This is a genomic window from Actinosynnema sp. CA-299493 (assembly GCF_050946825.1).
Classification (GTDB): domain Bacteria; phylum Actinomycetota; class Actinomycetes; order Mycobacteriales; family Pseudonocardiaceae; genus Actinosynnema.
Genome location: NZ_CP191993.1, coordinates 2,401,959 through 2,415,090, shown reverse-complemented (window position 1 = coordinate 2,415,090; position 13,132 = coordinate 2,401,959). Strand labels below are relative to the sequence as shown.

7 protein-coding genes are annotated in these 13,132 nt (G+C 71.3%); 6 read left to right on the top strand and 1 reads right to left on the bottom strand.

What is annotated here, in order from left to right; genetic code table 11:
* The first annotated feature begins 83 nt into the window (after positions 1-83).
* Together ACQPYE_RS11585 and ACQPYE_RS11580 are read left to right on the top strand one after the other, a co-directional pair.
* A complete protein-coding gene (locus ACQPYE_RS11585) occupies positions 84-1,334 on the top strand; it encodes an ROK family transcriptional regulator (protein ID WP_498721105.1) in 1,251 nt (416 codons plus the stop codon).
* 83 nt (positions 1,335-1,417) lie between these two features.
* Positions 1,418-3,784 (top strand): glycoside hydrolase family 3 C-terminal domain-containing protein, encoded by a 2,367-nt coding sequence (locus ACQPYE_RS11580; RefSeq protein WP_498721104.1) that lies wholly within the window; start codon positions 1,418-1,420, stop codon positions 3,782-3,784.
* On the opposite strand, the gene ACQPYE_RS11575 is transcribed toward ACQPYE_RS11580, so the two are convergent.
* On the bottom strand, positions 3,743-4,732 hold the full coding sequence (locus tag ACQPYE_RS11575) for a helix-turn-helix transcriptional regulator (RefSeq protein WP_498721103.1): 990 nt from the start codon (positions 4,730-4,732) through the stop codon (positions 3,743-3,745). The genes ACQPYE_RS11580 and ACQPYE_RS11575 overlap by 42 nt on opposite strands.
* On the opposite strand from ACQPYE_RS11575, the gene ACQPYE_RS11570 reads away from it, so the two are divergent.
* The 4 genes from ACQPYE_RS11570 to ACQPYE_RS11555 all read left to right on the top strand — a co-directional run bounded on the left by ACQPYE_RS11570 (position 4,707) and on the right by ACQPYE_RS11555 (position 13,128).
* Positions 4,707-5,783, top strand: a complete 1,077-nt coding sequence (locus ACQPYE_RS11570) for an alpha/beta fold hydrolase (RefSeq protein ID WP_498721102.1) — start codon at positions 4,707-4,709, stop codon at positions 5,781-5,783. The two genes, ACQPYE_RS11575 and ACQPYE_RS11570, sit on opposite strands and share 26 nt — an antisense overlap.
* Before the next feature lie 300 nt (positions 5,784-6,083).
* The gene (locus ACQPYE_RS11565; RefSeq protein WP_498721101.1) at positions 6,084-7,127 is read left to right on the top strand and encodes a LacI family DNA-binding transcriptional regulator; all 1,044 of its coding nucleotides are present in this window, start codon (positions 6,084-6,086) and stop codon (positions 7,125-7,127) included.
* Positions 7,128-7,250: 123 nt separating this feature from the next.
* A complete protein-coding gene (locus tag ACQPYE_RS11560) occupies positions 7,251-9,455 on the top strand; it encodes a pectate lyase-like domain-containing protein (protein ID WP_498721100.1) in 2,205 nt (734 codons plus the stop codon).
* A gap of 148 nt (positions 9,456-9,603) precedes the next feature.
* The gene (locus tag ACQPYE_RS11555; RefSeq protein WP_498721099.1) at positions 9,604-13,128 is read left to right on the top strand and encodes an NACHT domain-containing protein; all 3,525 of its coding nucleotides are present in this window, start codon (positions 9,604-9,606) and stop codon (positions 13,126-13,128) included.
* Positions 13,129-13,132: the final 4 nt, after the last annotated feature.

Genomic DNA, 13,132 nt, shown 5'->3' with positions numbered 1-13,132 from the left:
CAACCCCGGTGAGCCAAGTCACGTCAATCACGAACAGGTTACAAACTTAGGCTAATTTTAAGTCGCAAACTAAGGTCCGTGGTGTGGCACCGAAGCGCACCACCGTCCGCGACCTGCGTCGGCAGAACCGCTCGACCCTCCTGTCGACGCTGTTCTTCGACGGGCCGTTGAGCAGGTACGAGCTGGCCAGGCTGTCCGGGCTGTCGGCGGCGACGGTGTCCAACGTGACCGGCGAGCTGGTCGACGACGGGCTCGTGGTCGAGGCGGGCTCGGTGGACTCGGACGGCGGCCGGCCGCGCGTGCTGCTGCGCGTCAACCCCGCGTTCGCGCACGTGGTCGGGGTCGACGTCGGCGAGACCGGGATCAAGGTCGAGCTGTTCGACCTGGCGCTGACCCAGCTGGCCGCCCTCGACCACGCCCTGTCGCCGTCCTCGCCCACCGCCGTCGCCTCGCTGATCGCCTCGTCCGTCCGGGACGTGGTCGCGTCGGCGGGCGTCCCGGCGTCGACCGTGCTGGGCGTGGGCATCGGCGTGCCCGGGACCGTGGAGCAGGGCGCGACGGCGGTCGTGCACGCGCCCACCATCGGGTGGGACGGCGTGCGGCTGGAGGAGCTGGTCGACGCCGCGTCGGAGTCCGCCTGGCCGTTGTACGTGGAGAACGGGGCGAAGACGCAGGGGCAGGCCGAGATGTGGTTCGGCGCGGGACAGGGCGCCAAGCACGTCGTCATAGCCCTCATCGGTTCGGGTGTCGGCGCGGCCGTCGTCACCGACGGCGGGGTCTACCGGGGCGCCACCAGCTCGGCGGGCGAGTGGGGGCACACGACCATCGTGTACGGCGGTCGGCCGTGCCGGTGCGGGGCCCTGGGCTGCCTGGAGGCCTACGTGGGCGCCGAGGGCATCCTCGACCGGTACCGCAAGGCGCGGGGGCGCGAGCTGCCGGCGGGTGACGAGCAGGCGACCGTGGCGGCCCTGATCGACGCCGCGTCCCGCTCGAAGACCGCCGCCCGCGTGCTCGACGAGACCGCCGGCTACCTGGGCGCGGGCATCGCGAACCTGGTGAACCTGTTCAACCCGGAGCGCATCGTGCTCGGCGGGTGGGCCGGCCTGGCCCTCGGCTCGCACCAGCTGGACCGGATCGTCGCCGCCACCCGCGCCCACGCCCTGCGCCACCCGTACGAGCAGATCTCGATCGAACTGGGCCGGCTGGGCCCCGACGCCGTCGCCGTGGGCGCCGCCACCCTGCCCGTCGCCGCCCTCCTGGACCGCGCCGCCGACCCCCGCACCCGCGAGAGTCCTGCGTTCACGCCGCGAGAGTCCTACGTCCACAACGCGTGAGTTCAACGCTCAGGTAGTTGACACGGTGGGTCGTGTGGCCTGACGCTGGGCGGGAGAGCGCTCTCCGAGGCAAGGGGTTGGGTGTGGACGAGCCGGATCTGGGTCTGCTGGTCGACAAGTTGGACGTGGCGCGCAAGGTCCGGCTGCTGACCGGCGCCACGGGGTGGCGGACGCACGACGAGCCGGACATCGGCCTGCGGTCCATCGTGGTGTCGGACGGGCCGATCGGCGTGCGCGGCCAGGGGTGGGACGAGCGCAGCACGTCGCTGGCCCTGCCCTCCCCCACCGCGCTGGCCGCTACCTGGGACGTCGACCTGGTGCGGCGGCTGGGCGTGCTGCTGGCGGCCGAGGCGCGGCGCAAGGGCGTCGACGTGCTGCTCGCACCCACGCTCAACCTGCACCGCTCGCCGTTCGCCGGCAGGCACTTCGAGTGCTACTCGGAAGACCCGCTGCTCACCGCGCGCACCGGCGCCGCCTACATCACCGGCGTGCAGAGCGGCGGGGTGGCCGCCACCGCCAAGCACTACGTGGCCAACGACTCCGAGACCGAGCGCATGACGCTGGACGCCGACGTCGACGAACGCACCCTGCACGAGGTCTACCTGGTCCCGTTCGAGGCCGCCGTCGAAGCCGGCGTGTGGGTCGTGATGTCGGCCTACAACGGCGTCAACGGCGTCACCATGTCGGAGAACGCGCTGCTCGACGAGCCGCTGAAGGGCTCCTGGGGCTTCGACGGCCTGGTCGTCTCCGACTGGGGCGCGATCCGGTCCACCGCGCCGTCCGCGCGCGCCGCCCAGGACCTCGCCATGCCCGGCCCGGAGAGCCCGTGGAACGACCTGGTCGCCGCCGTCGAGAACGGCGAGGTGCCGGAGGGCGCGCTGGACCTGAAGGTCGAACGGCTGCTCCGCCTCGCCTCCAGGGTGGGCGCCCTCAACGGCGCCACCGCCCGGGAACCCCAGGTCGACGCCCCGCTGGAACTGCTGCGCGAAGCCGTCGCCGGGAGCACCGTGCTGCTGCGCAACGACGGCGTCCTCCCGCTGTCCCCCGGCGTGAAGGTCGCCGTCCTCGGACCCAACGCCGCCACCGCCCGCATCCAGGGCGGCGGCAGCGCGGGCGTCTACCCCGAGTCGGTCGTGTCCTTCGTGGAAGGGCTCACCGAGGTCACCGAGGTCGTGCACACCGCCGGCGTCCGCCTCCAGGACCGCCCCGCGCCCCTGACCACCGCCAACGCCCGGCACCCGCACAACGGTGAACCCGGCGTGCTGGTCCGCCTCCTCGACGCCGACGGTGCGGAGCTGTCCGCCGACCACCGCTTCCTCGGCCGCATCCTGGAGGTGCCGCTGGTCGACGGCGCCCGCACGATCGAGGTCCACGGCAAGCTCGACGTGGACGTGACCGGCGACTGGACGCTGTCCGTCGCCGGCTTCGGCCGCCTCACCGTCGACCTGGACGGCACCCGCCTGGTGGACGAAGACGTCCCGCTCGACACCGACGACCCGGCCGTCATCCACCTGACCCCGCCGTACCGGCAGGCCACCGCGCACCTCGAAGCGGGCACCGCGGTCGACCTCGTCGCACGCCGTGAGCTGCGTGAGCACACCGGCACGGCAACCGTCCTCGCCGCCGACCCGCCACGCCTGAGCGACGCCGACGAACTGGCCCGCGCCGTCGGCCTGGCCCGCACCAGCGACGTCGCCGTGGTCGTCGTGGGCACCACGGACGAGATCGAGAGCGAGGGCTTCGACCGCACGTCGCTGGCCCTGCCCGGACGCCAGGACGAGCTGGTGCGCGCGGTCCGCGCGGTGAACGACCGCACGGTGGTCGTCGTCAACTCGGGCGGGCCGGTCGAGCTGCCGTGGCGCGACGACGTGGCCGCCGTCCTGCTGACCTGGTTCCCGGGCCAGGAAGCCGGGCACGGCCTGGCCGACGTGCTGCTCGGCGTGCGTGAACCCGGTGGTCGGCTACCCACCACCTGGCCCGCCGTCCAGGAGGACCTGCCGGTGTCGAACGTCCGACCGGACCACGGCGTCCTGCGCTACGACGAGGGCCTGCACCTGGGCTACCGCGCCTGGCACCGTGCCGAGAGCGTCCCCGCCTACTGGTTCGGCCACGGCCTGGGCTACACCACCTGGGAGTACGAAGCCGTCACCACCACCGGGTCCGGCGTCCGCGTCCGCCTGCGCAACACCGGCCACCGCCCCGGCCGCGAGGTCGTGCAGGTCTACGTGACGCGGCCGGACAGCACCGTCGAACGCCCCGCCCGCTGGCTGGCCGCCTGGACCACCGCCACCGCCGCCCCCGGCGAGACCGTCGAGGCGGACGTCGAGATCCCCCGACGTGCCTACCAGCACTGGACCACCGCCGGCTGGACCACCGAACCGGGCCCCTTCACCCTGCTGATCGGCCCGTCATCCGGCCACACCCCCCTCACCACCCCCGTCCACCCCTGAGCCGTACCGCGCCACGAGCGCGGTGCCGATCGCGGCCAGGTGCTCCCGCACACCCGCGGGGCCGGTCACCTCGATCCATTCGACCAACCCGGCGAGCTCTCCGGCGAGCGCGTACTCGTTGTAGCCGCGGATGACGACCTCGACGCGGCCGTCGGCCGTGGAACCCCCGACCTCGAGCCGGTCGCCGAGCACCATCCGGAGCCGGGCCGTCCCGTCGGGTGCGCAGGTCGCCCGGATCTCGAGGGGCGTCCGCCTGCGGTCGACCTCGTCGGCAATCTCGCGCCAGCTCGCGGCCAGGTCGAAGTCGTCGGGTCGGCGCACGGGATCGCCGGTCGGGTCGGCGGACGACACGCGGTCGACCCGGAAGGTCCGCCGGCCCGCGTCGGTGTCGCAGACGAGGTACCACCACGGGCCTTTGGCGACGATGCCCAGCGGGTGGACGGTCCTCCCGGTTTCGGCGCCGCTGCCGTCGACGTAGCCGAGCCGCACCTGGACGCCGCGGATCACCGCGTCCTGGAGCTCGTCGAGGAAGCGGGGCGGCGGCCGGCGCTCGACCCGGCTCGACCCCCACCGCTGCGGGTCCGCGACGAACGACGCCGCCGCCGCCTCGGCCTGCGCGCGGAAGGGCTCCGGCAGGGCGCGGACGAGCTTGCGCAGCGCCGCCTTCACCGCCGGCGTCGCCGCCGAGGCCGGGCCGGCGACCAGGAACAGGGCGCGGGCCTCCCCCGCGGTCAACCCGGACAGGTCGGTGCGGGCGCCGCCCACGAGCCGCCAGCCGCCGCCACGGCCCTGGATGGAGTACACGGGCACCCCGGCCATGGCCAGGGCGTCGAAGTCACGGCGGGCGGTGCGCTCGGACACCTCAAGTTCCCGCGCGACCTCCGCCGCCGTCAGCTGCTCGCGCTGTTGCAGCAGCAGGAGGATGGCCATCAGCCGGTCGGCTCGCACACCGGTGACACTCGCACAGAAAACCGGTCAGGAGGTGACCTGTTTCGGTCGGCACGATGGCGACCTGACCGCACCGGCCATCGCCGCGTCCCGAACGACAGAGGAAAACATGACGTTCAACCCCACCGACTTTCCCGAACCCACCCTCATCCCCGTCAACGGCGTGGAACTCGAGGTCTTCGAAGCGGGGCGGGAGAATGCGGGAAAACCCATCGTGCTCTGCCACGGCTGGCCGGAGCACGCCTTTTCCTGGCGTCACCAAGTGCCTGCCCTGACCGCGGCGGGATACCACGTCATCGTCCCGAACCAGCGCGGTTACGGCAACTCGTCCCGTCCGACCGAGGTGACCGACTACGACATCGAGCACCTCTCGGGCGACCTCGTCGCACTCCTCGACCACTACGGCTACGAGGACGCCACCTTCGTCGGCCACGACTGGGGCGCGTTCGTCGTCTGGGGCCTGACCCTGCTGCACCCGAACCGGGTGAACGGCGTGGTGGCGCTGAGCCTGCCCTACCAGGAGCGCGGCGAGGTGCCCTGGATCGAGTCCATGGAGGCCGCACTCGGTCCCGACTTCTACTTCGTCCACTTCACCCGGCAGCCGGGCGTCGCGGACGCCGTGCTCGACGAGCACGCGGCCCAGTTCCTGCGCAACGTGTTCCGGAAGAACGTGCCCCCGAAACCACCTCAGCCGGGCATGGCCATGATCGACCTCGCCCGTTCGGAGAAACCCCTCGGCGACCCCGTCATGAGCGACCGCGAACTTGCCATCTTCATCTCCGCCTTCACCTCGACAGGCTTCACGAGCAGCATCAACTGGTACCGCAACCTCGACCGCAACTGGCGCCTGCTGGCCGACGTCGACCCGGTCATCCGCCAACCCGCACTCATGATCTACGGCGACCGTGACGCGGTCCTGAGGTCCGAACGGCTGGCGGAACACGTGCCCAACGTGGAAATCGCCACCCTCGACTGCGGCCACTGGATCCAGCAGGAAATGCCAACCGAAACCAACCAGACCATCCTGAAGTGGCTGACCCAAACCACCTAGGCCCGATTTGACATGGGTTCGGGTGCTTTAGGCTGGTCGAAGCCGGGCAGGCTTGGCGGACGCTCTTCCCGCCGGGCCTGCCCGGCTTTGGCCTGCCTGGAGTGCCCGTAAGGGGCCCATGTCAAATCGAGCCGAACGTTGAACTCACCTCTCTCCAACGTAGGACTCTCGCACCCTGAACGTAGGACTCTCGCCGTTCTGAGCGTTCAACTCGGGGTACCGGAACGTAGGACACGCGGGTTCTGAGCGTGGGACACGCGAGTAGGAGAGCGCTCTCCGGGGCGTGGCAGAATGAGCCCCATGAGCAGATCGCCGACGACCCCGCCGACGTTGGAAGACGTGGCGCGGGTCGCCGGCGTGTCCCGCGCCACCGTCTCCCGCGTCATCAACGGCACCCGCAACGTCGACCGCAAGATCCAAGAGGTCGTGCGCGCCGCCATCGACCAGACCGGGTACGCGCCCAACCGCGCGGCACGCTCCCTGGTCACCAAGCGGTCCGGGACGATCGCGCTGGTGGTGTCCGGCGCGGGCGACCCGGGCGACGAGGACGCGTTCGCCGCGCGCGTGTTCTCCGACCCGTTCTTCGGCCGGGTGGCCAGCGGTGTGCTGGGCTTCCTCCGCACGCGCGGCGTGCACCCCGTGCTGATGGTCGCCGACACCGAAGCGGCCCGCGAGGACGTGCTGTCGTTCCTCCGCCAGGGCAGCGCGGACGGCGCGCTGCTCGTCTCGACCCACGCCGAGGACCCGCTGCCCTCCCGGCTGGTCGAGGCCGAACTGCCCGCCGTGCTGTTCGCGCGCCCGGCCCGGCCCGTGCCGATCAGCTACGTCGACCTCGACCACCAGGCCGGGGCGAAGCTCGCCGCCGACCACCTGGTGGGCCGCGGCTGCACGCGGGTCGCGACGATCGCCGGCCCGTTGGACGTGCCCGCGTCCCAGGACCGGCTGACCGGGTTCCGCGACGCCATGGCGCGGCACGGCTTCCCGTACGTCCCGATCGCCGAGGGCGGGTTCACCTCCGGCAGCGGCGAGGCCGCGATGGAACGGCTGCTGGCCGAGCACCCCGGCATCGACGGCGTGTTCGCGGCCAACGACCTGATGGCGCAGGGCGCGTTGATGGTGCTGCACAAGCACGGCCGGCGCGTGCCGGAGGAAGTGGCGCTGGTGGGTTTCGACGACAGCAGCCCCGCGCTGGCCTGCCGGCCGCGGTTGACCACGGTGCGGCAACCGGTGGAGGACATGGCGGCCGGGATGTCCCGGTTGCTGCTGGACCACGTCGAAGAACCGGGACTGCGCCCCAAATCCGTCATCTTCGAGCCCGCGCTCGTGGTGCGGGACTCCGCCTGAACTGTCGTTGACGTCTTCGCAACATCGGCGTTACGCTCCGAGAGAGCGCTCTCTCAGCGCCTCCGGTGCCACGGAGGCACAGCTCCGGGCCTTCTCGCGGCCCTTACCTCGTCAGGTAGGACAATGAGTTCTCCCCGTTCCCGGTCACGGGTCCTGACCGCCGCGCTGGCACTCGGCCTCGCCGCGGTGCTCAGCCCCGTGATCACCCAGTCCGCGCAGGCCGCCGAGTGCGGCACGACCAACGCCGCGCTGAACCGCCCGGCCACCGCGTCGTCCGTCGAGAACGGCGGCACCCCTGCCGCCGCCGCGGTCGACGGCAACACCGGCACCCGCTGGTCCAGCGCGTTCACCGACCCGCAGTGGGTCCAAGTGGACCTCGGCTCCTCGCAGCAGGTGTGCCGCGTGACGCTGACCTGGGAGGCCGCGTACGGCCGGGCGTTCCAGGTGCAGCTGTCGGACAACGCGTCCACTTGGAACACCGTCTACTCCACCACCACCAGCACCGGTGGCGTGCAGAACCTGACCGTCACGGGCACCGGCCGTTACGTGCGGGTCTACGGCACGGCGCGCGCCACCGGCTACGGCTACTCACTGTGGGAGCTGTCAGTCAACACCGAGACCACCGGCGGGATCGTCATCCCGCCGACCGACCCGCGCAACCCGGACTTCGGCCCGAACGTGCTCGTCTACGGCCCGGGTTACGACCGCGCCGCGATGCAGACGCGGTTGGACCAGATCGCCACCCAGATGAAGACCAACCAGTTCGGCAGCGAGCGGTACGCCGTGCTGTACAAGCCAGGTGTGTACGACGCGGACGTCAACCTCCGCTTCTACACCCAGGTCGCGGGTCTCGGCCTGCGGCCGGACGACGTGCGGCTCAACGGCCACGTGCGCGTCGAGGCGGACTGGCTCCAGCAGGGCGACAACCCGAACAACCTCGGCAACGCGACGCAGAACTTCTGGCGCCAGGCCGAGAACCTGCACGTCAACCTGCCGGCCGGGCAGATCGAGCGGTGGGCCGTGTCGCAGGCCGCGTCCTACCGGCGGATGCACCTCAGCGGCCAGATCCACCTGTGGAACGGTGGCGACGGCTGGGCGTCCGGCGGTCTGATCGTGGACAGCAAGATCGACGGTGTCGCGGTCTCCGGTTCGCAGCAGCAGTTCCTGACCCGCAACAGCAACCTCGCGGGCGGCTGGAGCGGCTCGGTGTGGAACATGGTGTTCGTCGGCACGCAGGGCGCGCCCGCGCAGCACTTCCCGAACCCGTCGCACACCACCGTCGACACCAGCCCGGTCGTGCGCGAGAAGCCGTTCCTGTACTTCGAGAACGGCGAGTACAAGGTGTTCGTCCCGGCGCTGCGGCAGAACGCCCGCGGCACGAGCTGGGAGTCCGGCACGCCGGCCGGCCAGTCGATCTCGCTGGCCGACTTCTTCATCGTCAAGCCCGGCACCCCGGTGGCGACGACGAACGCGGCGCTGGCGCAGGGCAAGCACCTGCTGCTGACGCCCGGTGTGCACCACCTCACCGACACGATCAACGTGACCCGGCCGAACACCGTGGTGCTGGGCCTCGGCCTGGCGACCCTGTCGCCCGACACCGGCAAGGCCGCGATGGCGGTGTCCGATGTGGACGGCGTGAAGCTGGCCGGCTTCCTGGTCGACGCCGGCGTGCAGAACTCCCCCGTGCTGCTCCAGCTCGGCCCGACGAGCTCGTCGGCCTCGCACGCCGCCAACCCGACCTCGATGCACGACGTGTACCTGCGCGTCGGCGGTCCCCAGGCGGGCAAGGCGACGACCTCGCTGGAGGTCAACTCCGACAACGTGATCATCGACCACACCTGGGTGTGGCGCGCCGACCACGGCACGGGTCCGACCGGCTGGACCGCCAACACCGGCCGCAACGGCGTCATCGTCAACGGTGACAACGTCACGGCGTACGGCCTGTTCGTCGAGCACTACCAGCAGTACAACACGGTGTGGAACGGCAACGGCGGTCGCACGTACTTCTACCAGAACGAGCTGCCGTACGACCCGCCGAACCAGGCCGCGTGGATGAACGGCTCCCAGCTCGGCTGGGCCGGGTACAAGGTCGCCGACAGCGTCACGACCCACGAGGGTTGGGGCATGGGCGTGTACTCCTTCAACCAGGCCGACCCGAGCATCCGCACGGCCAACGGCTTCGAGGTGCCCAACCGGCCGGGCGTGCGGCTGCACGACCTGGTGACGGTCTCGCTCGGCGGGGTCGGCACGATCGACAACGTCGTGAACGGCGTCGGCGGCGCGGCGAACCTGGCCACGCAGCAGCGTTACGTCGTCAACTACCCGTGACCGGGTGAGTCGTCCACCGCACGTGATCGCGTGAGCCGTCGACTACCCGTGACGGCGTGAAAGGACCGCCCCGCCGAGGCTCTCCTCCTCGGCGGGGCGGTCCGCGTACCATCCCCCGGAGGTGTCGCCGAGCCGTGGGGAGAGCCTGTTGCGACCTGCCTTGTTCACCTACGCCGGAGCGCTCCGGCTGCTCGGCGAGTACGACCGGCCCCGCTTCGACGCGCTGAACATCGCGCTGGGCGGCGCGATCCTGGCCGGTGGCGCGCTCGGGGGCCCCGGTGTGCTCGGCCTGGTCGACCCGAAGAACGAGGCGATGACGTCCCTGCGCCGGATCCTGGACGGCGTCTCGGCCAAGCTCACCGGGCTGACCGGGGTGAACCGCCAGGAACTCGTGTCGGCCGCGCACACCGTGATCGCGGTCAACGCGGTGTTCGACGCCTTCCGCGACCGGCTCGGCCGGCGCTTCGACCGCCTCGACATCACCGACCGGGAGAAGTCCCGGATCCTGGGCGTCGAGCCGACCGGCACGCGGGAGGTGGCCGCTCTGCCCGGTCTGGCCGCCCTGCGGGTGCCGATGCCTGGCGCGACCAGGGGCTTCGAGGAGAACCTCGACCACGACCTGACGCGGTTCTTCACCGCCGCCACCGGCCACGTGCAGGACTTCCTGAACGGTTTGGCGGACCCGCCGATGGCGGCCCTCGTGGATCCGACCCAGCCGATCGTCGTGGACGTCCGGGAGAAGTACGTCCACCACTACCTCGGCCTGGCCGCGCAGGTCCCGGAGTTCCGGATCTGGACGTTGATCGGTGAGCACTCGGCGACGCGCGCCGCGATCGAGGCCGGCGGCCGACGCGTCGAAGAGCTGCTGACCGTGCAGACGGAGTCGCTCGAACGCTTCTCCCGGCTGCTGTCGATGGGGGCGCCGAAAGACCTGCGCGAGGATCGGTCCTACCGGCGCAAGCTGGGCGTCGCCGCGCGGGCCGCGCTCGCCAAGCCGCTGCTGCGGACCAACCCCGACACGCCGGCGGCGAACGCGAGCTTCCCGACCGTCGAGCGCGGCTTCGTCGCACCCGGCTACCGGGTGATCGTGCACGACGAGGAGTCGAACCCCTCGTCGGACGACTGGTGGAGCACGCACGCCGAGGTGCGGGAGGACATCGACACCTTCCTGGCGGCGCACCTGTCGACCCCGGACAGCACCGTCCGGCCACTGCTGGTCCTCGGGCACCCCGGTGCGGGCAAGTCGTTGCTGATGACCGTGCTCGCGGCCCGATTACCCGCCGCCGGCTACACGGTCGTCACCGTGCAGCTCCGCAAGGTCTACGCGGAGAACACCGTGGCCCGGCAGATCGAGGCGGCGCTGACCGAGGTGCTGGCCGAGCGGGTCGACTGGGGCAGGCTCGCCGACGAGTGCGCCGACAGCATCCGCGTGGTGCTGCTGGACGGGTTCGACGAGCTGGTGCAGGCCAGCGGGGTGACGCAGTCGACCTACCTCCAGCAGGTGCTGGACTTCCAGGAGCGCGAGGCGGACCTGGAACGACCGGTCGCCGTCGTCATCACCTCCCGGACGCTCGTGGTGGACCGGGCGCGGATCCCGCACGGTGTGCCGGTGGTCAAGCTGGAGGAGTTCGACGACCGTCGCATCGACAAGTGGCTGGCCGCCTGGAACGAGGCGAACGCCTCGTCACCGGACTTCCGCGAGCTCGACTCGGCCCGGCTGCTGCACCACGGCGACCTGGCGCGGCAGCCGTTGATCCTGCTGATGCTCGCCATCTACGCCGCCGACGCGGACAACCCCGACCTCGACGCCGAGGACCTCTCGCAGGCCAAGCTGTACGAGCGCCTGATCGACTCGTTCGTGCTGCGGCAGGCCCGCGACAAGACTCCCGTGCCGCGCCCCGGGCAGCACGTCGCCAAGCAGGCCAAGCGGAGCAAGCGGCAACTCGGCCTGGCGGCGCTGGCCATGTTCAACCGGGGACGCCAGTACGTGACCGACGCGGAGCTGAACCAGGACCTGACGGCGTTCTCGCGCGGGCCGGACGCGGCGCGGCACGGCAGCTTCGACGACCCGCTCAGCCCCGCCGACCAGACCGTCGAGGACTTCTTCTTCATCCACTCCGCGAAGCTGGGGAAGCAGGGGCAGGCCGGTAGCGGCCGGCGCACCATCGAGTTCCTGCACGCCACCTTCGGCGAGTACCTGATCGCCGAGGTGTCGTTGACGCTGCTGGGGAAGGTCGCCACGGAACGGGGGCTGCGGGAGTCGGACCCGTTCGAGCGCTTCAGCCCGTTGGACGACGCCTTGCTGTTCGCGCTGGTCTCGCACCAGCCGTTCACCAAGCGCAAGCCGATCCTGGAGTTCGCGTCCGGCCTGTTCCGCGCCCTCGACCAGGAGGTGCGCGGCGACGTGCTCGACACGCTGGACGAGTTGATCCACGCGGTCCACGAACGGGTGACCAACGACCACCACCGCGCCTACGCACCGTCCCCCGCCACCCTGGTGGCCAGGGTCGCCACCTACTCGGCGAACCTGGTGTGCCTGCGCGTCGTCCTGGACGACTCCGGCGTGCCGCTGGAGCGGCTGTTCCCCACCGCCACCGACGCGTTGGCCGACTGGCGCGCGATGGTGCGCCTGTGGCGGGCGGGCCTGGACGACGAGGGCTGGCAGACCCTGCTCGACACCCTGGTGCTCGATCCGGTCGACGGCGGCTGGCGCTTGTTCAGCGAGTCGGGGTCAGACCTCCTGATCGGCTACCGCGCCGCCGAAGCCCAGTTGCTCGGCGATCCCGAACTCGAAGGGATCCTGCGCACCGGGACCGTCTTCGCCGACTCCACGTTGTCCTCGCGACCCCAGGACCAAGGGCTGCTGGAGCAACTCGCGTACTGGATCTTCCAGCTGTCGGGCACGGCCACGGCGCCCAGAATGCTTCCCGACGACATCACGGACCTCAGGAACATGCTCGCCTCGATCGAGGCCGGCGCGCGGCTGCGCGGCAACGGGTGGCTCGCGCTGATCGCCGCGCTGTCCCGGGAATCGTGGCGGCTCCCGCTCGACTTGGTGCAGCGCGCGCTGAAGCAGCTGGTCACCGACCCCGACGACACGCCTCCCGGGCCTGTCGGCACCCTCTTCGAGCTGGTCGCGATCGCGTGCTCCCATCCCGAAGTGCTGGAGGACGAGGATCTGTTCGACCGGCTCCTGCGGTGGGTCGAGGCCAGGCCCACGGAGGACCTGGGCGCGCTCGTCCTGGTGTGGCTGACCACCGCCCGGACGGACCGCCAGCACCCCGGGCTGCACCGTCTGTTCCAGTGCCTGCTGGAGAGCGCGCGACGGACCGTCAACGAGCAAGGTTGGAACTGGTCCCGCATGCCGCACGAGGTGTTCGAGTACTTCGCGAGTCCTGACGCCGCCGACTGGGAGTTCGGCTCCGCGCTGTTGCGGGAGTTGGCGGAGGGGGCGCAGATCAGCCGGTACCCGGTAGACCCGCGGCACCACCTCACCGTCGTGGAGCGGTTCGCCCGCAGTTCCAGTGCCACCTCGCTGGACGAGGCGAAGCTCATCATGTTGGTCCAGGCCGGGCTGCCCGCTCCGGCTTCTCGCGAAGCGCGCGCGGACCTGACCACCGCGATGGAGGCGCTGCGGCGTCTGGTGGAGGATTCCGCGCGTCCGCGACCCTGACGGA

Coding starts and splice junctions, on each gene's coding strand:
- ACQPYE_RS11570 (WP_498721102.1), top strand. CDS start 4,707: ATGGCCATCAGCCGGTCGGCTCGCACACCGGTGACACTCGCACAGAAA.
- ACQPYE_RS11565 (WP_498721101.1), top strand. CDS start 6,084: ATGAGCAGATCGCCGACGACCCCGCCGACGTTGGAAGACGTGGCGCGG.
- ACQPYE_RS11560 (WP_498721100.1), top strand. CDS start 7,251: ATGAGTTCTCCCCGTTCCCGGTCACGGGTCCTGACCGCCGCGCTGGCA.